Origin of the sequence: Hansschlegelia quercus, from assembly GCF_004310425.1 — a bacterium.
In the GTDB taxonomy this organism is placed as follows: Bacteria; Pseudomonadota; Alphaproteobacteria; order Rhizobiales; family Methylopilaceae; genus Methylopila; species Methylopila quercus.
Genome location: NZ_SIUB01000005.1, coordinates 58,434 through 80,837 on the forward strand (window position 1 = coordinate 58,434; position 22,404 = coordinate 80,837).

General features: G+C 66.2%; 16 protein-coding genes. 10 read left to right on the forward strand and 6 right to left on the reverse strand.

From position 1 onward, the window contains the following. Positions 1–15: 15 nt before the first annotated feature. Complete coding sequence (locus EYR15_RS11260; protein ID WP_131003648.1) at positions 16–1,260, reverse strand: NAD(P)/FAD-dependent oxidoreductase; 1,245 nt, start codon at positions 1,258–1,260, stop codon at positions 16–18. 28 nt (positions 1,261–1,288) lie between these two features. Beyond that, complete coding sequence (locus EYR15_RS11265; protein ID WP_131003649.1) at positions 1,289–1,789, reverse strand: flavin reductase family protein; 501 nt, start codon at positions 1,787–1,789, stop codon at positions 1,289–1,291. Between the two features lie 328 nt (positions 1,790–2,117). On the opposite strand from EYR15_RS11265, the gene EYR15_RS11270 reads away from it, so the two are divergent. The 7 genes from EYR15_RS11270 (at position 2,118) to EYR15_RS11300 (ending at position 12,187) form a co-directional block, all read left to right on the forward strand. After that, positions 2,118–3,221 carry an LLM class flavin-dependent oxidoreductase gene (locus EYR15_RS11270; RefSeq protein WP_245498264.1) on the forward strand — a complete coding sequence of 368 codons (1,104 nt, stop codon included), beginning with the start codon at positions 2,118–2,120 and terminating at the stop codon, positions 3,219–3,221. A 2-nt stretch (positions 3,222–3,223) separates the two neighbouring features. Next, on the forward strand, positions 3,224–4,492 hold the full coding sequence (locus EYR15_RS11275) for a D-arabinono-1,4-lactone oxidase (protein WP_131003651.1): 1,269 nt from the start codon (positions 3,224–3,226) through the stop codon (positions 4,490–4,492). Between the two features lie 56 nt (positions 4,493–4,548). Continuing rightward, complete coding sequence (locus EYR15_RS11280) at positions 4,549–6,039, forward strand: aldehyde dehydrogenase family protein (protein WP_205741625.1); 1,491 nt, start codon at positions 4,549–4,551, stop codon at positions 6,037–6,039. An 82-nt stretch (positions 6,040–6,121) separates the two neighbouring features. Beyond that, positions 6,122–8,050 carry a sigma-54-dependent Fis family transcriptional regulator gene (locus EYR15_RS11285; protein WP_165455486.1) on the forward strand — a complete coding sequence of 643 codons (1,929 nt, stop codon included), beginning with the start codon at positions 6,122–6,124 and terminating at the stop codon, positions 8,048–8,050. Between the two features lie 211 nt (positions 8,051–8,261). Next, positions 8,262–9,368 (forward strand): extracellular solute-binding protein, encoded by a 1,107-nt coding sequence (locus EYR15_RS11290; protein WP_131003653.1) that lies wholly within the window; start codon positions 8,262–8,264, stop codon positions 9,366–9,368. 22 nt (positions 9,369–9,390) lie between these two features. Next, on the forward strand, positions 9,391–10,461 hold the full coding sequence (locus EYR15_RS11295; protein WP_131003654.1) for an ABC transporter ATP-binding protein: 1,071 nt from the start codon (positions 9,391–9,393) through the stop codon (positions 10,459–10,461). A 22-nt stretch (positions 10,462–10,483) separates the two neighbouring features. Then, positions 10,484–12,187 (forward strand): ABC transporter permease subunit, encoded by a 1,704-nt coding sequence (locus tag EYR15_RS11300; protein WP_245498265.1) that lies wholly within the window; start codon positions 10,484–10,486, stop codon positions 12,185–12,187. Between the two features lie 191 nt (positions 12,188–12,378). On the opposite strand, the gene EYR15_RS11305 is transcribed toward EYR15_RS11300, so the two are convergent. Continuing rightward, complete coding sequence (locus tag EYR15_RS11305) at positions 12,379–14,469, reverse strand: PAS domain-containing protein (RefSeq protein WP_131003656.1); 2,091 nt, start codon at positions 14,467–14,469, stop codon at positions 12,379–12,381. 336 nt (positions 14,470–14,805) lie between these two features. Here EYR15_RS11305 and EYR15_RS11310 point away from each other — a divergent pair, with 336 nt between their 5' ends. Both EYR15_RS11310 and EYR15_RS11315 read left to right on the forward strand, forming a co-directional pair. Then, positions 14,806–15,933, forward strand: coding sequence for a BMP family ABC transporter substrate-binding protein (locus EYR15_RS11310; RefSeq protein WP_131003657.1), 1,128 nt, complete (start codon positions 14,806–14,808; stop codon positions 15,931–15,933). Beyond that, entirely contained in the window at positions 15,930–16,370 is a 441-nt protein-coding gene (locus tag EYR15_RS11315) for a GlcG/HbpS family heme-binding protein (RefSeq protein ID WP_245498266.1), read from the forward strand. The genes EYR15_RS11310 and EYR15_RS11315 overlap by 4 nt, the downstream gene beginning before the upstream one ends. 461 nt (positions 16,371–16,831) lie before the next feature. Here the strand turns inward: EYR15_RS11315 and mscL are convergent, their stop codons facing one another. Then, entirely contained in the window at positions 16,832–17,260 is a 429-nt protein-coding gene (gene mscL / locus EYR15_RS11320) for a large conductance mechanosensitive channel protein MscL (RefSeq protein ID WP_131003856.1), read from the reverse strand. A 170-nt stretch (positions 17,261–17,430) separates the two neighbouring features. Between mscL and EYR15_RS11325 the strand changes: the two genes are divergently transcribed. Further along, positions 17,431–20,928 (forward strand): hybrid sensor histidine kinase/response regulator, encoded by a 3,498-nt coding sequence (locus tag EYR15_RS11325; protein ID WP_131003658.1) that lies wholly within the window; start codon positions 17,431–17,433, stop codon positions 20,926–20,928. 223 nt (positions 20,929–21,151) lie between these two features. Here EYR15_RS11325 and EYR15_RS11330 read toward each other — a convergent pair whose 3' ends face one another. Next, the gene (locus tag EYR15_RS11330; protein WP_131003659.1) at positions 21,152–21,817 is read right to left on the reverse strand and encodes a response regulator; all 666 of its coding nucleotides are present in this window, start codon (positions 21,815–21,817) and stop codon (positions 21,152–21,154) included. A 114-nt stretch (positions 21,818–21,931) separates the two neighbouring features. Beyond that, positions 21,932–22,390 (reverse strand): secondary thiamine-phosphate synthase enzyme YjbQ, encoded by a 459-nt coding sequence (locus EYR15_RS11335; protein ID WP_245498267.1) that lies wholly within the window; start codon positions 22,388–22,390, stop codon positions 21,932–21,934. Between the last annotated feature and the right edge of the window lie 14 nt (positions 22,391–22,404).

A 22,404-nucleotide genomic window follows, 5' to 3' on the forward strand; every position in this document is an offset into this window, starting at 1 on the left:
TCTACTAGGGGTGCTTCATGCCCTCGTCGGGGCGAAGGCTTCGATCGGGATGGATGGCGTTCGGTCAGCAAGCAGATCCGCCACCACCTCGCCGGTCCTCGCTCCGGACGCCAATCCGATGTGCCCATGCCCGAACGCGTAGATGACGTCAGGCGATCGGCTCGCGCGGCCGATCACGGGGAGGGAATCCGGCATGCTCGGCCGAAAGCCCATCCACTGAGTGAGGCGCTCCTCGGGATAGGCTCTCCTCAATCCTGGAAACAGCCGCTGGCCGAGGGTCAGCAGCATGCGGGCGCGCCGCCAGTCCGGTTCTGCGTCAAGACCGGCGAACTCCACGGTGCCGGCCAGGCGCAGGCCCATCTCCATGGACGTCGCGACGAACTTGCCGGTCGCGTCGAGGATCGATGAGCGCGGTCCGACCTCCGGGTCCTTGATGACGATGTGATAGCCGCGCTCGGTGTCGAGGGGCACGTCGTCGCCGAGCTCCTTGGCGAGCGGCTTCGACCAGGCGCCGGCGGCGACCACCGCGCGATCGGCCTCCACGCAGCCGTCAGCCGTGCGCACCGCCTGTAGTCGATCGCCCTCAAGATCGAACCCGATTGCACGAGCGCGCTTGATCGTTCCGCCGTCGCGCACGAACGCGTCGGCGAGCGTCGAGACCAGCCGGTTGGGGTTCACGGTGTGGCCGTTGTCGGGCACGAAGACGCCGATCCCGTAATCGTGCGAGAGGCTGGGCTCCTGCTGCCAAAGGGCGTCCGACGTGAGCACGTCGAAGGCGACGCCGTTGTCGCGCCGCAACCGCCAGCCGAGCGCGTCGCCGTCAAAATCCTTCTTGGAGCGGTAGACGACCAGATGACCCTGGCGCCTCAACAGTCCTTCCGCGCCGGCGTTTTTCACGAGCGGCTGGTAGGAGCCGTAGCTGTCGCGCAGCAGGCCGGCGAGCGCCTTGGCTTGCGCCTCGACACGATCACGAGATCCCGCCTTGAGGAACCGGTAGATCCACGGCGCGATCTTCGGCGCGTAACCCCAGCGGATCGACAGCGGTCCGAGCGGGTCGACCAGCCATCCGGGAACCTTGGGCAGGTTGCCTGGCATCGACATCGGCACGACCGAAGAGGCGTTTAGGCAGCCGGCGTTGCCGAAGGTCGCCCCCTCGGCGATCTCGCCGGGCTCGATCAGCGTGACTTCGTGGCCCTCTCTTAGCGCGAAGCTTGCCGAAGCCACGCCGACGGCGCCGCCCCCGATCACCACGACCTTCATGACGGCCGCTCTCCGCCGCTTTGCGCGATCATGCCGGCGCTACGGCCGAGCGCAGCGCGTCGAAGCGGCCGCCCGCGTAGAGAAGCGGGCGGGCCTCGTCGCTGCGCATCGCGATGTCGACGACAGTCGCGATGAATACGGTGTGGCTCTGGACCGGGACCGCCTCTGCGATCGTGCAATCAAAGCTCGCGAGGGCGCCGGCGAGCGCCGGCGCTCCCGTCGACAGCGGTCGCCAAGCGGTCTCGGCGAAGCGGCGGTGGCGGTGCTCCGACCCGCTGAACAGTTGCGCGGTCTCCATGTCGTCTTCGGCGAGCAGGTTCACGCAGAACAGGCCCGCGCGGCCGATCACGTCGTGGCAGGAGACCTGGCGATTCACGCAGATCAGCAGCGTCGGCCGGGGTTCGGCCGCGACGGAGGTCACGGCCGTCGCGGCGAAGCCGTGCGGTTGACCGTCTTCGATCGTCGTGATCACCGATACGCCGGAGGCGAGCCGCCGCATGCCGCGCTTGAACTCTGAAGGATCAGTCATCGAAAGCTCCTGTGCCGGCTTTCGCCGCAGCTCTCAGTCGGCAAGCGTCATGCCACCGTGGTGGTCCGTCGCCGACGAGGCGCCAAGGCGCGGCCCGTCTCGACGCTGAGGCGACGGATGTCGCTGATCTGAGACGTGATGTCCCTGGGACGCCCCGCGCCGCGCCATCTACCGTTCAAGCCTTCGATGGGCAGGGCCGGGAACTCAGCAGAACCAACGGTTTGGTGGCCTCGAAGCGGCCTCCTCGCTTCTGCTGGCATGTCTCTTGCGGCAACGTCGGGAGCCCCTTCCTAAGCAATGAGGCGCCGCCTTGAAGCTCTCACTGTTCATGATGCCCATGCATGCGATGAACCGGGACTATCCGGAAACGCTGGATGAAGACGTTGAGGCCTTCAAGCTTGCCGATGAACTCGGCTTTGAGGAGGGCTGGATCGGCGAGCATTACTCGTCCGAGATCGAGCAAATCTCTTCACCGCTCATCTTTCTTGCGCATATTGCCGCGCAGACGAAGAACATGAAGCTCGGCACCGGCGTCGTCTCGCTGCCGATCTATCATCCCGCGCAATTGTCGTCCCATGTCGCGCTGCTCGATCACCTGACCAAGGGCAGGCTGATCCTGGGCATCGGCACCGGAGGATTGGGTTCGGACTTCGAGGTCTTCGATCTCGTCGAGGCCGACCGCACCGCAATGATGTTGGACTCTCTCTCGATCATGAAGACGATCTGGGCGTCCGATCCGCCCTACGACGTCGAGGGCAAGTTCTGGAAGGTCCGGCTGAAGGACATGATCTGGCCGGATCTGGGCGTCGGACCCCTCCCAAAAACACTGCAGAAGCCGCATCCCAAGCTCGCAGTGTCCGTCAGCAGCCCGAATTCCGGCTCGATCCGGGTGGCGGCTCGGGAAGACCTGATGCCGATCTCGGCGAATTTCGTCGCCTCCTGGGTCGTGAAGACCCACTGGGAGACCTATTGCGACGAGCTCACGAAGCTCGGCAAGACGCCCGACGGCGCGAACTGGCGGGTGGCGCGCAGCATCTTCGTGGCGCCGACGGACGCGGAGGCCGAGGCCTACGTCAAGACGCCGGGCGGGGCCTATGACTGGTACTACGACTACATGTTCCAGGTTTACGCCCGCATGGGCGCGGCGGCCCTGCTGGCGCCATTCGCCGACACGCCGCCGGAGACCATCACCCACGAGCTCGTCCGCGACAATTTCGTGATCTACGGAAGCCCGGAGACGGTGGCGGAGAAGATCCTGGCGTTGCGCGAGGAGGTCGGCCCGTTCGAGACGCTGATGATGACCTCGCATGACTGGACCGACAAAGCGGTGATGCGGCGCTCCATGGAGCTGCTCGCCAAAGAGGTCATGCCGCGCGTCAACGCCGCGCTCGACGCCGAGCCTTTTGAATTGAAGCGCGCGGCGGGAGCCTGAGCATGCTGAGCACGGATACGGGTCTGCTCGAACCGGGCAAGCTCTGGGTCAACTGGTTCGGCGAGCAGTACTTCGTGCCGGCCTACACTGCCCGGCCGCGGTCCGAGGAGGACGTGCGCGCGGTCGTGCTCGCCGCGCGCAAGCTCGGCCTCGCCATCCGCGCGAGCGGCGCCGGGCACTCCAATCCCGCCGTTGTGCCGACGCCGGGCGTCCATGTCGATTTCGACGGCTTCAACGAGGTCATCTCGGTCGACCGCGAAAAGCTCCAGGTCACAGTGCAGCCGGGCATCCGGGTCGGCGAGCTCAGCCGCTACCTACGCACGGTCGGCATGTCGCTCAACAATCAGGGCGACATCGACACGCAGAGCGTGACCGGCGCGATCATGACCGCGACCCATGGCGCTGGGGTCACGCTGCCTTGCATGTCCATGCAGATGATCGCGGCGCGGATCATCACCGCGGAGGGCGACTTCCTCGATCTGTCGCAGGAGAAGGACGGCGAGCTGTTCAAGGCGTTCCGCGCCTCGATCGGCCTGTTCGGGCTGATCGTGTCGCTCACCATCCAGGCCGTACCGTCCTACAACATCCACAAGCGCTCCTGGAACACGGACGTCGAGGATTGCATCGGCGGCCTGCACCAGCGGCTCGCAGATAACCGGACGTTCTGGTTCTTCTGGCTGCCACGCAAGGAGTCCGCCGAGCTCTACGTGTTGCCGGGCGGCGTCGTGCCGTCCCAGGCGACCCGCGACCACGACATCTGCCACATGCGCACCTACAACGCAGTCCCCGTGGACGAGCCGGCCCCCGAGCTGCAGCCCGGCGAGCAGTTCGGGCACAGCTCGATGATCTTTCCTAATCCCTACATCCCGAACTTCCGCGAGATCGAATACGCGGTGCCGTTCGATCGGTTCGAGGAGGCGTTCGCGGAGGTGCGCGAGCGCTTTATCGCCAAATACCCGCAGGCGATCTATCCGGTCGAATGTCGCCCGGTGAAGGCCGACGACAGCTATCTCAGCGCCTATGCCGAGCGCGCGGGCTACGCGCTGTCGATCTCCGGCCCGCTTGAGCATTGGACCTGGGCCATGCTGCAGGAGATGGACGAGATCCTCGACCGCTACGAGGCGCGTCCGCACTGGGGCAAGCACCACTTCATGTCGCCGCAGCGGCTCGAGCGGCTCTACCCGCGCTACGACGCCTTCAAGAAGATCCGTCGTGAGATCGATCCCGACGGCATGTTCTTGAACGACCACCTCCGGGCGCTCTTCGCCTGACCCGCATGCCGTCGCATCAGCGACGGCATGCGCCTGAACCGACTGGAACAACGCCAATGACCATGAGCCTCAGCATCGCGGCGGCCGAGCCCGCTGACGCGCCGATCAAGCAGCTGATCATCGACGGCAAATTCGTCGACGCGCAGTCCGGCCGCACCTTCGAAACCCGCAATCCCGCGACCGGCGAGCTTCTCGCCAATGTCGCCGAAGGAGACGCGGCCGATATCGAGATCGCCGTCGCCGCCGCGCGGCGCGCCTTCGAAGGACCGTGGAGCCGCTTCACCCCGTTCCAGCGGCAGGAATGCCTGCTGAAGTTCGCCGACCTCGTGGAGAAGCACTTCGAGGAGCTTACGCGCACCGACGTGCTCGACATGGGCATGCCGATCACCTCCGCGCTCGCCCGCAAGACCCGCGCGCTCGGCATGATCCGCTTCTACGCCGGGATGTGCACGACCATCCACGGCGAGACGCTGCCGAACTCGTTTCCCGGCGAGGTCTTCAGCTACACGCTGAAGGAGCCGATCGGCGTCGTGGGCGCGATCACCCCGTGGAACGCGCCTCTGACTTCGACGATGTGGAAGCTCGGCCCAGTGCTCGCGACCGGCTGCACGATGGTGCTGAAGCCCGCGGAGGACGCGCCGCTGACGGCGCTTCGGCTCGGCGAACTGCTGCTCGAGGCCGGCGTGCCGGCCGGCGTCGTCAACGTCGTGCCGGGCTTCGGCCACACCGCGGGCGCGGCGCTCGCCGCCCATATGGACGTCGACAAGATCGCCTTCACCGGCTCCGACGTCACCGGCCGCAGGATCATCGAAGCGTCCAAAGGCAACATCAAGCGCGTAACTCTGGAGCTCGGCGGCAAGTCGCCGGACGTGATCTTCGCCGACTGCGACATGGATCTCGCGGTTCCAGGCGCGGGGATGGGCGTGTTCGCTAACACCGGCCAGATCTGCTGCGCGGGCACGCGGCTGCTGATCGAGCGGCCGATCTACGAGGAGTTTGTTGCGCGCGTGTCGGCCTACGCCAAGTCGTTGAAGGTCGGCGACGGCATGGACCCGGCGACGCAGATCGGGCCGGTCGTCAACGCCAAGCAGCTCGATCGCGTGACCGACTATATCGGCATCGGCCTCGGCGAGGGCGCGGTGGCCGCGGCCGGCGGCGCGCGGCTGACCGAAGGCAGTCTCAAGGACGGCTTCTTCATCGAGCCGACGGTGCTATCGGGCGTCCATAACGACATGCGGGTGGCGCAAGAGGAGATCTTCGGCCCGGTCGCCTCGGCGATCCCGTTCGACACGCTCGAGGAAGCCGCCGCGATCTCGAACGCCACCCCGTTCGGCCTCGGCGGCGGCGTATGGACGCAGAATGTCCGCACGGCGCACCGCATGGCGAAGGCTATTCGCTCCGGCACCATCTGGATCAACACCTATGGCGGGCTCGATCCGGTCGTCCCCTTCGGCGGCTACAAGGCGAGCGGCTATGGGCGGGAGTCCGGGCTCCACCATGTGGACGAATATCTCCAGACGAAGTCTGTGGTGATGAAGCTCGCCTAAGACGTCTCGACGCGCTGCTCAACTTGACGGCGCCGAAGAGTGGAGCCCAAAATAGTCGCATCTCAGCGCTATGAGGGCTCCGATGGCTAACACGCTTGGCTATGCCGCGTCGCGCACGGCCTGGAACGCCGCTTCGTCCGCCGTTGCGATACCCGCGGACGGTTATGATGTCGCCGCCTCATGGCGGCGCTGCGTCGACCGTTACCGGCTCGATCCGCTCTCCGGCCAACAGGTCATGACGCTGACCGGGTCTGAGCTGAACCAGCATCGCGAACCCTTTGCGGAGGTTCTGTCCTTCGTCGAGGAGGAGATCTACCAAGTCGCCGAGCCGCTCTCGGCGGCGAGTTTCAGCGTCAGCTTCGCCGACATGGCGGGCGTCATCCTCTACTACCGGTCGGACCGTTCGCTCGGGAACTACCACGAGGTCGAACGCGCCGGGACTCTCTGGGCTGAAGGCGTCGCAGGGACCAATGGGGTCGGCACCTGCGTGGTCGAGCGCCGCCCCGTCCAGGTCTTCAAGGATCAGCACTTCTTTCGCGACTTCGCGCATCTGTCCTGCTGCGCGGCCCCGGTGATGGCGCCGGACGGCGAGATGATCGGCGTGCTGAACTTCACCACCGGCAACCCGGACGTCTCGGAAGGCGCATTCCGGCTCGCCTGCGGGCTGGTGTCCAAGGTCGCGGAGCGCCTTGGCAATCAGCTCTTCCGGCGGCAGTTCCGCAGCAACGCGCTGCTGGCGTCCTTCGGGGCCTCAGGGTCTCTGCTCCTCGCCATCGACGACGAGCACAACCTCGTCGGCGCCAACGCTTCGGCGCGCAGCTGGCTGCAGCTTTCGGAAGGCGCGTTTCGGCAGCGCAAGCTTTGGGATTTCTTCGACGGCGATGGGGCGGCGGCGTTGGCGGGCGAGGCCGGCCGCATCCGCCTTCGGCGCAACGATGAGGAAACCGAGTTCAGCTTCCAAGGGCGGCCCGGCGCAAGCGTCGCGCGGGCGGCGGCTCCAAAATCCCTAAAGCCTCTCAAACGAGCCGATCCGGTCGATCTCTCCGCGGGGCCGACCGTCGAGGCATGCCTCGGCGCGGATCCGCGCATGGGCGGCCAACTCCGCCTCCTGCGACGGGTCGTCGGCAGTCGTCTGCCCATTCTAGTGCTGGGCGAAACGGGCGTCGGCAAGGATACGCTCGCTCGCGCGCTTCATCGCGAGGGCGACCGACGGGACAAGCCCTTCGTCGCCTTCAACTGCGCCGCGGTTCCGGAAAGCCTGATCGACAGCGAACTGTTCGGCTACGGCTCCGGCGCCTTTACGGGCGCGCGGCGCGAGGGCAATCCCGGCCGCCTCGCGGACGCCGACGGCGGCACGCTGTTCCTCGACGAAATCGGAGACATGCCGCTCGCGCTCCAGACACGGCTTCTCCGCGTGCTGGAGACAGGAGAGGTCACGCCGCTCGGCTCCGGCAAGCCGAAGCAAGTCGACCTGCAGGTGATCGCCGCGACCAACCACGACGTGAAGACGCGTATCGCCGAAGGCGCCTTCCGCGCCGATCTTTATCACCGCCTGGCGGCGGTCGTGGTGACCCTCCCGCCGCTTCGCGAGCGCGCGGACGCTGCGGCGCTCATCCGCAGGCTTTTCATGCATGCGCGAGCCGACCGCCCGCTCGACCTCTCGAGCGACGCCCTGGCTGCGCTCCTGTCCCATCCATGGCCCGGCAATGTGCGCGAGTTGCGGTACGTGCTTCAGCGCGCGGTGCTGGTCGCGGACGGCCCCGAAGTGACGGTCGACGATCTGATGCTCGACGCCGCCCGCGGACCCGCTCAGCAGGCCGGTCCACAGAATGAGACCGCCGACACCGCGCGCGGGGCCGTGGCGCTCGCCGAACGACGCGTCATCGAAGAGGCGCTTGTGGCGAATGAAGGGGACGTCACCCGGTCCGCCCGCGCGTTGAAGATCAGCCGCGCGACCCTCTATCGCAAGCTTCGACAGCACCAGCTGGATGTGCCGGGGCGTCGGCACTGAACCACAGTCGGGGCGAGACGTCCGTGTCGCACCTGCGAGACTCGTCGTTCGTTCGTGAAACGCACGCGGACGATTCACCGGCGCGTCACTTCCAGTTCCGATCAAGCCGCCTCTATTTTCACCGCGCTCAAGACTTGCTCAGCTCGCGAAAAGGCGTGGCACGGGGTTTGCGCATGCTCCGATGTTCACCCCTGAAGGCTGAGAGGCGCCGATGTCAGACAGCATTGCCAAACCGAGGCTCGACCGCCGATCGGTCCTGAAGGCGGGCGCCGCCGGCGCCGCCGTTGCGCTCGCAATGCCCTCCATCATCCGTCCTGCCATGGCGGACGACACGATCGTGCTGCTGACCTGGGAGACCTACCACGACGATCCGTGGATCGAAGAGTGGAGCCGCGCCAACAATACCAAGGTTCAGGCGATCCGCATCGGCTCCGAGGACGAACTCTTTCAGCAGCCGTTCTCCGGCGCGGTGCATCCGGACGTCATGTATATCGAGACCGGGTCGCTCGCCCGGTTCAAGGCCGGCGGCCTGATCGTCGACTTCGACGTCTCGCAAGTGCCGAATGCGAAGAACATCACGCCGAAGCTCGACTGGAAGAAGTACGCCAGCATCGACGGCAAGGTGCAGGCGGTTCCCTACAACTGGGGCACCCAGCCGCTGATGTATGATGCCGACGTCGTGAAAACGACCGACAGCTGGTCCGTTCTTTGGGACCCTGCCTACGAGGGCAAGGTCAACATGTTCGACGATTGCTCGCTGACTTTCCCGATGATCGCTCTGCATGTCGGCGCAAAGGATCCGTTCAATCTGACCGACGACGAATTCAAGAAGTGCGAGGACGCGCTTCGCTCGCTTCGCAAACAGATCCGCGTGATCGCACGCGGCTTTGACGACGCCTCCACCATCTATGCGGCGGGCGACGCCGTCCTCGGCTACTGCCAGAACGTCGCGGTCGTCACGTCCCTTCAGCAGAAGGGCAAGAACTTCAAGTATTCCTTGCCGAAGGAAGGCACGCCCACCTGGATCGACTGCGCCGGCGTTTCGGCGAAGGGCAATCGTCCGATCGTCTACAAGTTCCTGAACGACAATCTGACGCCGGAATGGCAGTCGCGCTTCATCACCAGTTCGAGCAACAACGGCGTGCTGAACGTCGCCGACGCCCGCAAGGCCGGCGTGAAGGAGGAGACGATCAAGATCACCAACCTGCTCGACGCCGAAGACCCTTCATTCTGGGAGAAGCTCGTCGTCTTCCAGAAGAACGAGGATCTCGATCGACGCCTGCAGATCTGGAACGACTTCAAGTCAGGCACCCTCTGACGGTCGGCGGCGGGAGATCGAGATGAGCCTGACGGACCAGCCGTTGCTGGCGCTCGATGGGATCGACAAAACCTATGAGGGCGGGAAGAAACCCGCTCTCGACCGCGTGTCCTTCCAGGTCGCGAAGGGCGAGTTCTTCTCCATTCTCGGCCCGAGCGGCTCCGGCAAGACGACGCTGCTGCGGATGATCGCGGGCTTCGAGACGCCTGACCGCGGCCGTGTGGTGATGGACGGCGAGCCCATCACCCACGTGCCGCCGTTCAAGCGGGACGTGCGCACCGTCTTCCAAAGCTACGCGCTGTTCCCGCACCTGACTGTCCAGGGCAACGTCGAATATCCGCTGCGCATGGCGCGCGCCCGACATCCGGAGCGCGCCGCGAAGGCCATGGAGGCGCTCGCGCTGGTCGACATGGCGGATTACGCCGAGCGGTTGCCGCATCAGCTTTCCGGCGGTCAGCGACAGCGCGTGGCGCTTGCGCGCGCGATCGTCTGCCGCCCCAGGGTTCTGCTGCTCGACGAGCCGCTCGGCGCCCTCGACCTGCGGCTACGCCAGCAGATGCAGCACACGCTGGTTTCGCTGCAGAAGGAGCTCGGCATCGCGTTCGTCTATGTCACGCACGACCAAGGCGAGGCCCTGTCGATGTCGAACCGGGTCGCAGTCATGCGGGAGGGCAGAATCGCGCAGCTCGGAACGCCGGAAGAGCTCTATTTCGAGCCGGCGTCTGAGTTCGTCGCTCAGTTCGTTGGTCGCTCCAACCTCATTCCCCTGACCTTCCAATCGGGCGACGACGGTCCGGTCGCGGTGATCGGCGGCTCCCGGTTCCCGCGGTTGACGTCCCGAAAGTCCGGGCCCGCGCGTCTCGCTTTGCGCTTCGAGGCTATCCGCGTCGCGCCTGCGTCAGATGGCGAGGGCGACCTCGCAGGGGTCGTAGAGGACGTCCTGTTCCTGGGGACCAATCTCGAGGTCAACGTCCGCTGCGAAGGGCTGAACCTTATTGCGAGCGTGCCCGCGGCGCGGACGAACGAGCTGTCGCGTGGCCAGCCGGTGAACGTGACGATGGACCTGAGCAATGCGCGGGTCTTCCATGGTTGATCAGTCGGCCGCGGCGACCGGCATGACCGCGCCCGTCATTCCGCGACCGCGGATCGCGCGACTGGTCAATCTGCCGGTCTGGATCTGGCTCGTCGTGATCGTGCTGCTTCCGAATGCGCTGCTGATCGGATGCAGCCTGATGCGCATTTCGAACGGCTTCATCGCCTTCGATCCGTCGCTGGTGAACTATCAGCGGCTCTGGGGCTCTTCCGGATTCTGGACCCTGCTCGGGCGCACCCTGAAGCTCAGCCTCGTCGCGAGCGGGATCGCGGCCCTGGTCGCCTATCCCCTGGCCTTTTTCGTCGGCCGGATCGTCAGGCGCAACAAGGCGCTGATCGTCACTCTCGTCCTCGTGCCGCTGTGGATCAGCCTGCTGATGCGGGTGTTCGCGTGGCGGCTGATCCTCGGCCAATCCGGCCTGCTCAACAGCTTCCTGGTCTCGAGCGGCGTCCTGGATCGCCCGTCGGAGGCGTTCCTTTACACCTCCGCCTCGGTAATCCTGGTCTTCACCTATATTGCGATCCCCTACATCTTCATCGCGACGCTGAACGCCTTCGAGAAACTCCCTCAGTCGCTGCTCGAGGCGTCAGAGGATTCAGGTGCGTCGAGCCTGCAGACCTTCCTGCACGTGGTCTGGCCCCTCACACGCCGTAGCCTCGCCATCGGCGTGTCGCTCGCGTTCCTCATCACCGTCGGCGATTTCGTGACCCCCTCCATGATCGGCGGCATCGACGGGACCACGATCGGCGTCCTGATCTCCTCCCAATTCGGCATGGCGAACAACTGGCCCTACGGCGCCGCCGTCGCGATCGTGCTGATGCTCTGCTGCGGCGCGATCGTCGGCCTCGTCATGGCGGCGTGTCCACAGCGTGGCGTATTGCTCGGCGACGAAGGGGCGAGGCCCGCCTCGGGCGCGCCTTCTGCGCGGGGACGCTGGCTGAAGATCGGAGGCATGACGGGCGTGTTCGCCGTCATCCTGTTCCTCTATGCGCCGATCGCGCTGATGGCGTTCTTCTCCTTCAATGACAGCAAGATGCAGCTCTTCCCGCTCGCCGGGTTGAGCCTACGCTGGTATTTCGATCTAGTTCACAACGACGGGTTGATCGTCGCCGCCCAGCGTTCGCTGATCGTCGCGTTCTTCGTGATCACGTTCTCCACGATCGTCGGCACGGCGTTCGCGCTGCTGTTGCATTACGGCCGGGTCTCGGGCGCGCGCTTCTGCGAATTCGCCATCGCCCTGCCGATCGCCATGCCGGGTGTGGTGCTCGGCATCGTGATGGTGCTCGGCACGGAGATGCTGCGCATTCCCTCAGGACTTGTTCGCACGGTCGTCGGCCAGTCGAGCTTCGTGCTGCCGGTGACGATGATGTTGGTGCTCGCGCGGCTGCGGCGGCTCGACCCGTCGCTCTTGGAAGCCTCGCTCGACCTCGGCGCGGACAAGCTACGCAGCTTCTTATTCGTGCTGCTGCCGCTGATCCGCGGCGCCGTCGCAAGCGGCGCGCTGCTCGGCCTGACGCTTTCGGCCGACGACGTCATGGTCACGCTGTTCCTTGCAGGACCGTCGCAGACCCTTCCGATCTGGGTATTCAACCAGATGCGCTTCGGCTTCACCCCGACGGTCAACGCCGTCTTCACCCTGCTCGCCGTCGCCTGCCTGCTGATCGTCGTCGCTGCGTCGCGGATCGGCGGCAGGCTGGGGCGCCCGGTCGCTCAAAACGACGCATAGGCATTCGCGTCTCAGCGTCTGGATGTATGCTGAGTTGCCTCTAAGACGAACTCCGCGGTTTCGGCGGGGTCGTCAGGTTCTGTTGCTGGATCGGGTTGTCAGTCCTGGGGAAAGAGCCGGCGTCGCCTATGTTCGACAAGCCGGCGGCTTACCGGAGAGCGTCGTGGGGAACGCGGCCGCATGTCCGCCTCTCAAGTCCCCGCGATCATCTCGCGGATGCGGGCGCCCAGCGTGTCCACCACGAAAGGCTTCGTGAGCACCGCCATGCCAGGCTCCAGATTGCCGGAGCTCAACACCGCGTTCTCGGCGTAGCCGGTGATGAACAGGATTTTCAAGCCCGGCCGCGCGACGCGGCCGGCGTCGGCCATCTGGCGACCGTTCATGCCGCCGGGCAGGCCGACGTCGGTGACCAGCAGGTCGATGCGGATTTCGGACTGCAGGATCTTCAGTCCCGCCGCGCTGTCGCCGGCCTCGATCGCGGAATAGCCGAGCTCCTCCAGAACTTCCGTGACGAGCATGCGCACCGTCGGCTCGTCATCGACGACCAGAACGGTCTCGCCATGTTCGGCGCGGGCGGCGGGCTCGATGCCGGGGAAGGCGTCAACCTCCTCCGCCTCGCCGATGTGCCGCGGCAGGTAGATGCACACCGTCGTGCCCTGCCCGACCTCCGAATAGATCCTGACCTGCCCGCCGGACTGCTTGGCGAAGCCGTAGACCATCGAGAGGCCTAAGCCCGTGCCGGCGCCGATCGGCTTGGTCGTGAAGAACGGGTCGAAGGCCTTGGCGACGACGTCGCGCGTCATGCCGGAGCCGGTGTCGGTGACGCAGAGCGAGATGTACTGGCCCGGCGGGATGTCGTGGCGGCGGGCGGCACGCTCGTCGAGCCATTTGTTCGCGGTCTCGACGACCATCCGCCCGCCCTCCGGCATCGCGTCGCGGGCGTTGATGCAGAGGTTCAGCAGCGCGTTCTCGAGCTGGGAGGCGTCGACCAGCGTCGGCCACAGGCCGGAGGCGCCGACGACCTCGATCTCGACGGCGGGGCCGACGGAGCGGCGGATCATGTCCTCCATGCCGAGGACGAGGGCGTTCACGTTGGTCGGCTTGGGCGCGAGCGTCTGTCGGCGGGAGAAGGCCAGCAGCCGGTGGGTCAGCGCGGCAGCCCTGCGCGCCGCGCCTTGGGCCGCCGTCATGTAGCGGTCGACGTCGGCGAGCCGACCCTGGCTGATGCGCGTCTGCATCAGCTCCAGGCTGCCGGAGATGCCGGCGAGCAGATTGTTGAAGTCGTGCGCGATGCCGCCGGTGAGCTGGCCGACCGCTTCCATCTTCTGCGCCTGGCGCAGCGCCTCCTCGGCCTCCGCCAGCCGCTCCTGCTCGCGCAGCCGCCCGGTGACGTCGTAGACGAACTGGTAGGCGCCGATCTGCCGCCCCTCGGCGTCGCGCAGCGCGCTGAACCGCATCTCGTAATGCCGCCGCTCGCCGGCCTGATCGTCGAAGGCGGCGAGCTCCATGAACTCCTCGCCGGCGAGCGCCCGCGCCCAGATCGAGCGGAGAAGCTGTTGCTGTTCCGGCCGGCCTTCGAGCAGCGCCAGCATGTTGTCGCCGACCTTGGGCAGCACGCCGAACATCCGCTCGAACTCGCGCGCTCCGGCGCCGTTGATCGCGAGCCAGACGAAGTCGGCGTCGACGACATGCACGAAGGCGTTGGCGCCCTCCACGATGTCGGCCAGCAGCTTGCGCTGCGCGATCGCCTCGGCGACGCGGGCCTCGAGGGTCTCGTTGAGCTCCCTTAGCGCGCGTTCCGCCGACTTGCGGGCCGTGACATCCTGGAACAGCACCGCCACCTGGCGCCGGCTCGGCGGCTCGACGCGGAAGGCCGCAAGCTCGAGATGCCGACCCGTGGCGACGAGTTCGCGCTCGAAGCGGATCGGGACGCCGGTCTTCAGCACGCCGCCATAGAGCTCGACCCAGCCGTCGGCCTCCTCGCCCACCATCTCGCGCAGCTTCTGGCCGGTGACGTTGGGGATGCCGGCGTGCAGGGCGTAAGCGGGGTTGGCCTCGACATGGACGTAGTCGCTCGACGGACCGTGTGGACCGTCGAAGAACTCGATGATGCAGAAGCCCTCGTCGATCGCGTCGAACAGCAGGCGATAGCGGTCCTCGCTCGCGCTGATCGCGGCGTCGGTCCGCGCGCGTTCGACACTCTCCGCCGCGGTCAGCCGCGCGTTCTCTTCCTCCAGCGCCCGCACCCGAGCGAGAAGGCGATCGACCTCCTCCTGCGTCATGCGGCGTCATCCGGAAGAACGCCGAGATAAACCCGCGGAAGGCGGTCGAGCGGAGGCGACGAAAGTCTGCGGCTGGGCATGGGGCGGGGTAGTCTCTCGAGCGGCTTGGCGGGCCATGTAGCGCAGCCATACGGCTCCGGACAGCGCACAGGCTGCGGCGCATGCGCCTTCCCGGAGGGAGCCAGGCTTGTCGGCTTTATGGCGGTCGACGGCGCAGACGACCGGCGCCCAATTCCTGCCCGGACGCTGCCTATATTGCATTCTTGATCTCTTGTTCTTGCCTCCGACAAATCACGTCCTGATCAGCCGCGGAATGGCCGCGGGCGGAGGATTGTGATGGCAGATACAGCCCGTTTCGCTCGGCTCGACCGCCGCGCCCTTCTCCAGCTCGGCGCGGCAGGCGTCGGGGCGGCGACGCTTGGCGCAGGATCGTTCGCCCGTGCGGCGGAAGAACTGACGGTCGGCGTGGTCTATGTCGGCCCGAAGGGCGATTTCGGCTGGAACCAGTCCCACGCCGTGGCGATCGATGCGCTGAAAAAAGTGCCCGGCGTCCGGGTCGTCGAGGAAGAACGCGTTCCGGAATCAATCGACGTCGTGAAGACGATGCAGTCGATGATCGAGATCGATGGCGCCAAGCTGATCTTCGGAACGTCCTTCGGCTACTTCAATCCGTTCATGGTCGATCTCGCCAAGAAATATCCGGACGTGCAGTTCCGCCACCCGACGACGCTGTGGAGCGCGGACAAGCACCCGAAGAACCTCGGCGGCTATTACTGCCTGCTGTCGCAGGCGCATTATGCGACCGGCGTCGCAGCGGGACTGTCGTCGAAATCCGGCAAGGTCGGCTTCATCGCGGCGAAGCCGATCGGCATCGTGATCCGCTCGATCAACGAGTTCACTCTCGGCGTGCGCAAGGCGAACCCCGACGCTACCGTGCGGCTCGTCTTCACAGGCGACTGGGCGCTGCCGGTGCGCGAGGCGGAGGTCACCAATTCGCTGATCGACAGCGGTTGCGACGTGATCGCCTGTCAGGTCGACAGCCCCAAAGTCATCATCCAGACCTGCGAGACCCGCGGCGCCAAGAGTTGTGGTAACAACGCGGATCAGGCATCGCTCGCGCCGAAAGGCTTCGTCACGGGCGCGGAGCTCAAATACGAGACGATCTACAAGAAGTTCGCGGACCTGCTGTCAAAGGGCCAGCCGTTGCCGAACATTGAGGTCGGCGGCTTCGACAAGGACATGGTGCGCGTCACCCCGTACGGCGCCGGCGCGACGCCGGAGGCTCGCAAAGCGACCGACGTCGCTGTGGCCGATCTGACCGCCGGAAAGCCGGTCTACGTGGGTCCGATCAAGAGCAACAAGGGGGTGGAGATCGTCGCGGCCGGTCAGTCCATCGACAATTACGACGCGGCGCTGAACGCACAGACATACCTGGTCGAAGGCGTGCAGGGCGAACTGTCTTGAGCGAAGCGGTTCGTCTCGCGCCCAAGCTCACGCATACCGGCGCTCTGAGGATGATCGAAGCCGGCGTCGCCAAAGCGATCGAGATCGACGCGCCGGTCAACATCGTGATCGTCGATGAAAGCGGCTGCGATCTCGCGATGGTGCGCATGGACGGCGCGCGCTTCCTGTCGATCGAGACCGCACGCTCGAAGGCGCTGACCGCCTCCTCGCATCGCCGTCCGACTCCGAAGGTGCCGGCCGAGATCGCCGTCGGCCTCGCTTTCGCATCGCTCGGCCGGATCACCCAGATGGCGGGCGGGCTGCCGATCGTGTTCGACGGGCAGACGGTCGGCGGGATCGGCGTAGGTTCGGCGAACGACCAGGAGGACATTGCAATCGCCGAGGCGGCTCTCTCCGCGATTGGGGCTGCGACCCCGTGGGCCGCGCCGCAAGCTTAAGCGTCGCGCCGTCGGAATGGCCGAGACGGCCAATCCGGCGGCGCGCGCAGAGTTCAGTCGGCCGAGGTCGAGGTAAGGCGCCGGCGGTCGGCGCGTGACAGACCGGAGTTCAGTCTCGTCAACACGAACACCGTGAGGGAGATTCCGAACAACAGCATCATCATGTTTTCCAACATTGTCTTCCCAGTCGCTCCCTGTGGATCTGAGGAACCAACGCCATTCTGTGCGACGCGTTGCTGAATGGGCACAGCCTTCGCGCCACAAGGTTTCGGGGACACTTCGGCGTTCGACGGCTTTTGACCGAACTCCGGGCCGTCTAGACGGGATCTACGTGAAGGGCGGCGCGCGCATCGTCGACATGGCCACGAAACCCTAAACCGCTTCCGACAAGGCAGCGCTCCGCGGCGTCATGCCCGCCGAACGCAGCGCCGTTGTGTGGAGCACGAAGCGCTCGACCACCGTCACGGACGCGTCTGGCCGCTCGCTAGAAGATCTCTGATTTCGGAAAGCAGCCTCACGTCTTCAGGCTTCTCCGGAGCGCTGGCGGGCTTGGCCTCTTCCCTCCGCTTCAGCCGGTTCACGCCCCTGATAACGAGGAACAGGATGAAGGCGACGATCAGGAAGTTGATGGTGATGGTCAGGAAGTTCCCATAGGCGAGGACCGCACCTTCTTTCCTGGCGTCCGCCAGCGAGTTGGCGGTCACGGCGGACGACAAGCCCACGAAGTAGTTCGAGAAGTCGAGACCGCCGACCACTGCGCCGACGATCGGCATGAAGATGTCGCTGACCAGGCTTTCAACGATCTTGCCAAAGGCTGCGCCGATGATAACGCCGACCGCGAGGTCGACGACATTGCCCTTCATCGCGAATTCTTTGAATTCCTGAATCATCGACATCCGTCGTCCCCCCTCTCCGCTGCTGCAGCGCTCGTGCGCGCTCGGCCTGAACGCACCTCAAAGCGCGCCTTCAGACAACCGGGATTTTCGTCACCCGGCGCGTGAAAGCTGCTAATTCTCGAGGCTCGCAAATTACCGGAAAAGCCCCGGGGAGAAGCATCGCCTTGCTGGGTTCTGTCGTCGTCGCGGTCGCCATCCTCTATCTCGCCGCGCTTTTCGCGCTCGCGGCCTATGCCGACGGGAAACGGCCGTTCTGGCTCGCCGGCCCTTTGCGCCCGTGGATCTACGCGCTCGGCCTCGGGGTTTACTGCACGTCCTGGGCTTTCTTCGGCGCGGTCGGCTTCGCGGCCCAGACGGGCTGGAGCTTCGTCGCGCTATCGGTCGGCCCGGCGCTGGCGCTGATCCTGTTCGGCCCGACGATCCGCCGCATCGTCCGGCTCGCAAAGTCCGACAACATCACGTCCGTCGCGGACTTCATCGGCGCCCGCTATGGCAAGAGCGAGGTCGTCGCCGGCCTCGTCGCGATCGCCGCCATTGCAGGCGTCACGCCTTATGTCGCCCTCCAGCTCAAGGCGATCTCGACGTCGCTCGAGATGCTGGCGGGGCCCGGCGCCGTATTCGCGATCGATCCGGGCTTCGCCGCTGCGGCCACGCTTGCGCTGTTCGCCGCATTGTTCGGCGCCCGCCAGGTGGCGCCGACGGAGCGGCAGGACGGTTTGATGTTCGCGGTCGCGACCGAATCCGTGGTGAAGCTCGTCTGCTTTGCCGCCGTTGGTCTGTTCGTCCTGTTCGCGCTGCACGACGGGCCCGGCGACCTGATCGCGAAAGCCCGGGAGGCCGGCGTCGGCGCATCCTTCGGCGAGTTTCCGGCGCCGGCGCAGTTCATCGCGCTGACGGCTTTGTCCTTTTCCGCCTTCCTTCTCCTGCCGCGGCAGTTCCACGTCGCGATCGTCGAGAACCGGAGCGATCTCGAGCTGAAGCGGGCGTCCTGGGCGTTTCCGCTCTACCTCCTTCTGCTCGGCCTGTTCGTCGCGCCGATCGCGCTTGCCGGGCTTCTTGCTTTCCCCTCAGGCAGCGGCGTCTCGCCCGACGCCTATGTGATCGCGCTACCGCTCCAGGCGGGTTCGGTCTGGATCACCGGCGCGGCCTTCATCGGCGGCCTGTCGGCCGCGAGCGCCATGGTCGTCGTCGAATCCGTCGCGCTCGCGATCATGGTCTCGAACGACCTCGCCATGCCGATCCTGCTGCGCGGCCGCGCTCGCAGGCAAAGCATGACGCGGCGGCTGTTGGTGCTGCGCCGCGTCGCGATCGTGGCGGCGATCCTGGCCGCCTATCTGCTTCACCGCATGACCGGGGCTGCGCAGCTCGCCGCGATCGGCATGATCTCGATGGCCGCGATCGCGCAGCTCGCGCCCGCCTTCTTCGGCGGCCTGTTCTGGAGACGCGCGACAGGACGCGGCGCGGTGGCTGGAATTGTGGCCGGCATGATGGCCTGGGCCTGGACGCTGATGCTGCCGGCCATCGCCTCCCAGGTGCCCGCGCTCGGATCCGTGCTGACGGAGGGGCCGTTCGGCGTCGGCTGGCTGAGGCCGCACGTCATGTTCGGGCTCGGCCTTTCCGATCCGCTGACCCATGGCCTGCTCGTCAGTCTCGCCGTGAACGCCCTCGCCTTCGTCGCCGCGTCCCTCACCCGCGCGCCATTCCCAATCGAACGGCAGCAGGCCGTCGCCTTCTTCGAGGAGACGCCGGTTTCAGCGACCACGCCTGCGATGCTGCGAAGCCGCCGAACGCGCGCGACCGTCGCCGAGCTCAGCCAGACGGTCGCGCGCTATCTCGGCCCGGAGAAAACCGAGACCGCCTTCCGCGGCTTCGCCATCGCCCGCGGCGGCGAGCCGGACGCGGCCGAGACCGAGGCCGACCTGCAGACGCTACGCTTCGCCGAGCGGCTGCTTGCCTCCGCGATTGGCCCGGCGGCGTCGCGGCTGGTGCTTTCCATGCAGCTCACCCAGCGGGCGGTGACGAGCACGGCCGCGCTGCAACTGCTCGACGACGCCTCGGCCGCCATGCAGTCCAACCGCGACGTGCTCCAGAACGCGCTCGACCACGCCCGCCAGGGCGTGACCGCGATCGACGCCGAGATGAAGCTCGTCTGCTGGAACCGCGAGTTCCGCGAACTGTTCGACTTACCCGAGGAGATGATCCATCTCGGCGTCGGCCTCGACGAGATCTTCCGCTTCAACGCCGCCCGCGGCCTCTATGGCCCGGTCTCGGCGGACGAGTTCATCGCGGACCGCATCGAGCGCTTCGTGGTGCGCCTCGAGACGCTCCGCACGCGCCTGTTCCCCTCCGGCCGGGTGATCGAGATCCGCTCGGCGCGCATGCCGGACGAGGGCGTGGTCACAACATACACCGACATTACCGAGACGGTGGAGGCTCAGGAGGCGCTCGAGCGCGCCAATGAGACGCTGGAGCGCCGAGTCCGCGAGCGCACCCGCGAGCTTACCCGCCTCAACCAGGAGCTCGCCCGCGCCAAGACCGAGGCCGACGAAGCGAACATCTCGAAGACCCGCTTCCTGGCGGCTGCGAGCCACGACATCCTTCAGCCGCTGAACGCCGCGCGGCTGTTCGCGACCAGCCTGTCGGAACGCGCCGTCGAGGGCACTGATCAGGCCCGGCTCGCCCGCAACGTGGATTCCTCGCTCGACGCAGTCGAGGAGATTCTTTCCACCCTTCTCGACATCTCGCGGCTCGACACCGGCGTGATGAAGCCGGAGCTGACAAGCTTCCGGCTCGACGAGATCACCAACCAGCTCGCCCGAGAATTCGCGCCGGTCGCGGCCGAGAAGGGTCTGAAGCTGAAGGTCCTGCCGACGAGCCTGACCGTGCGATCGGACCGGCGGTTGCTGCGCCGCGTACTGCAGAACCTCGTCTCGAACGCGATCAAATACACGCCGTCGGGACGCGTAATCGTCGGATGCCGCAGGCTGAAAGGGCGCGTGCGCATCGAGGTATGGGACACCGGCCTCGGCATCGCCTCGGGCCAGCAGCGGCTGGTGTTCCGCGAGTTCAAGCGGCTCGAACAGGGCGCCAAGGTCGCGCCGGGTGTTGGACTCGGCCTGTCGATCGTCGAGCGCATCGCGCGCATGCTCGAACATCCCATCACGCTGCGCTCGACGCCGGGCGTCGGCTCGGTGTTCGCGCTGGAGACGCCAACGTCGGCCCCAATGCCGGTGACGGCGCCGGTCGAAGTGATCGCGCCGCAGCGCAATTCGGCGCTGAAGGGCCTCACCATCGTCGCGATCGACAACGAGCCGGCGATCCTCGAAGGCATGATCACTTTGCTTGAGGGCTGGGGCTGCGCAGCGATCGTCGCGACCAACCAGCGCGAGGCCGAGCGCGCGCTCGCCAAGCGCAAGGCGGCTCCGGACGTCATCATCGCCGATTATCACCTCGACGAGTCCGACGGCGTCGAGACCATCGTCAACATGCGCTGGAAGCTCGGCCGCGCCGTGCCGGGCGTGCTCGTCACCGCCGACCGCTCGCCGGGCGTCCGCGAGAAGGCGGAAGCCAAGGACATACGGCTGCTGGTGAAGCCGCTGAAACCCGCCGCGCTCAGGGCGCTTCTGGCGCAGCTATCGACGAGCAGAGCGGCGGCGGAGTAGATCTCCCCTTTTCCCGCAAGCGGGAGAAGGGGCCGCCGCGAAGCGGCGGACGGATGAGGCTTCTTCGGGATTGAGGGCGCTCTCCCGGCGGACGAGGCTCCTTCCGAAGCCGTAACCGCGAACTTACCCTTACCCTCTCCAGCATGCGGAGAGGGGCCGAACAGGTCGCTCGTCATCGACGAGAGCGCATTCGCTTCGGAGAGAAGGAAGAGGCGTCGAGCCTTCAGCTCGGCGCGCGCTCCGGCCATTGGCCGGCTTCGATCTTGGAGGCCGCGATGACGGCCTGGGTGCGGCTTTCGACGCCGAGCTTGGCAAGGATCGCGGAGACATGCGCCTTCACCGTGGCTTCCGAGACCGAAAGCTCATAAGCGATCTGCTTGTTGAGCAGGCCCTGGCTCAGCATCATCAACACGCGGACCTGCTGCGGCGTCAGCGTGCCGAGGCGCGCCGCGACCTTGGCCGCCTCGTCGTCGCCGGCCGCGCCGAGGTCGATGTCCGGCGGGGTCCATTCCTCGCCCGACAGCACGACGCGGACGGCTTCCCGCATCTTCTCGACTTCGAGCGTCTTAGGAATAAAGCCCGATGCGCCGAACTCCATGCAACGGCGGATGACCTTGGGATCTTCGTTCGCCGAGCAGACCACAACGGGGACCGCCGGGTATTGGGCCCGGAGATACATGAGGCCGGAAAAGCCGCTGACGCCCGGCATGTTGAGGTCGAGCAGGACGAGGTCGATCGAAGAATCCGCTTCGAGCGCCTTGGAAGCCTCGTCGAAAGAGCCGGCTTCCGTGATTACGGCGGCGCCGCCCGACATGGCCTCACGCAACGCGCTACGGAACAGCGGATGATCGTCGGCGATCAGCAGGCGGTAAGATTCGGCGGTGCTCATAGCTGACTCTTAATCTTGCAGACGCACGGAAGCGATGCGTTAGAACGCCTCTATTCACAAGTCGAATATACCAAAGGCAGCTTAACGCCAGCCTTAAGGGCGGAAAGTGGCCGATCAGCTCCCGCGCGAACCCAGAAAATGCACGATGATCTCGCGCTCATGGGACCGCGCGCGATGCTCGATCAGGAAGATTCCCTGCCAGGTCCCAAGCGCCAGCCGACCGTCGATGACTGGGATGGAGAGCGAAACGCCGGTCAGCATCGCCTTAACATGCGCCGGCATGTCGTCCGGCCCTTCGAGATCGTGCCGCCAGCCGGCGTCTTCCGGCGCCAGCCGCGCCAAAGCGTCGACGAGGTCCTCGCGCACTTCCGGGCTGGCGTTCTCCTGGATGAGGAGCGACGCCGAAGTGTGCCGGACGAAGATGGTGGCGAGCCCGTCGCCGGCGTCACCCTTGCTCAAGGCGTCGGCGACTTCGCGCGTGATGTCGGTCAGGCCCGGCCCACGCGTGCGGACCGAAATGCGGGCGATGACCTGATGGTCCGCGGCGCCGGAGCGGATGTCGGTGGAAGCCATCTCATGCATGCTAG

What these genes read in the sequence shown, in the direction of transcription:
- EYR15_RS11335 (WP_245498267.1), bottom strand. Translation starts at nt 22,390, where the DNA reads ATGGCTTCCACCGACATCCGCTCCGGCGCCGCGGACCATCAGGTCATC.
- EYR15_RS11265 (WP_131003649.1), bottom strand. Translation starts at nt 1,789, where the DNA reads ATGACTGATCCTTCAGAGTTCAAGCGCGGCATGCGGCGGCTCGCCTCC.
- EYR15_RS11280 (WP_205741625.1), top strand. Translation starts at nt 4,549, where the DNA reads ATGACCATGAGCCTCAGCATCGCGGCGGCCGAGCCCGCTGACGCGCCG.
- EYR15_RS11300 (WP_245498265.1), top strand. Translation starts at nt 10,484, where the DNA reads ATGACCGCGCCCGTCATTCCGCGACCGCGGATCGCGCGACTGGTCAAT.
- EYR15_RS11295 (WP_131003654.1), top strand. Translation starts at nt 9,391, where the DNA reads ATGAGCCTGACGGACCAGCCGTTGCTGGCGCTCGATGGGATCGACAAA.
- EYR15_RS11290 (WP_131003653.1), top strand. Translation starts at nt 8,262, where the DNA reads ATGTCAGACAGCATTGCCAAACCGAGGCTCGACCGCCGATCGGTCCTG.
- EYR15_RS11270 (WP_245498264.1), top strand. Translation starts at nt 2,118, where the DNA reads ATGATGCCCATGCATGCGATGAACCGGGACTATCCGGAAACGCTGGAT.
- EYR15_RS11275 (WP_131003651.1), top strand. Translation starts at nt 3,224, where the DNA reads ATGCTGAGCACGGATACGGGTCTGCTCGAACCGGGCAAGCTCTGGGTC.
- EYR15_RS11305 (WP_131003656.1), bottom strand. Translation starts at nt 14,469, where the DNA reads ATGACGCAGGAGGAGGTCGATCGCCTTCTCGCTCGGGTGCGGGCGCTG.
- mscL (WP_131003856.1), bottom strand. Translation starts at nt 17,260, where the DNA reads ATGATTCAGGAATTCAAAGAATTCGCGATGAAGGGCAATGTCGTCGAC.
- EYR15_RS11330 (WP_131003659.1), bottom strand. Translation starts at nt 21,817, where the DNA reads ATGAGCACCGCCGAATCTTACCGCCTGCTGATCGCCGACGATCATCCG.
- EYR15_RS11285 (WP_165455486.1), top strand. Translation starts at nt 6,122, where the DNA reads ATGGCTAACACGCTTGGCTATGCCGCGTCGCGCACGGCCTGGAACGCC.
- EYR15_RS11260 (WP_131003648.1), bottom strand. Translation starts at nt 1,260, where the DNA reads ATGAAGGTCGTGGTGATCGGGGGCGGCGCCGTCGGCGTGGCTTCGGCA.
- EYR15_RS11310 (WP_131003657.1), top strand. Translation starts at nt 14,806, where the DNA reads ATGGCAGATACAGCCCGTTTCGCTCGGCTCGACCGCCGCGCCCTTCTC.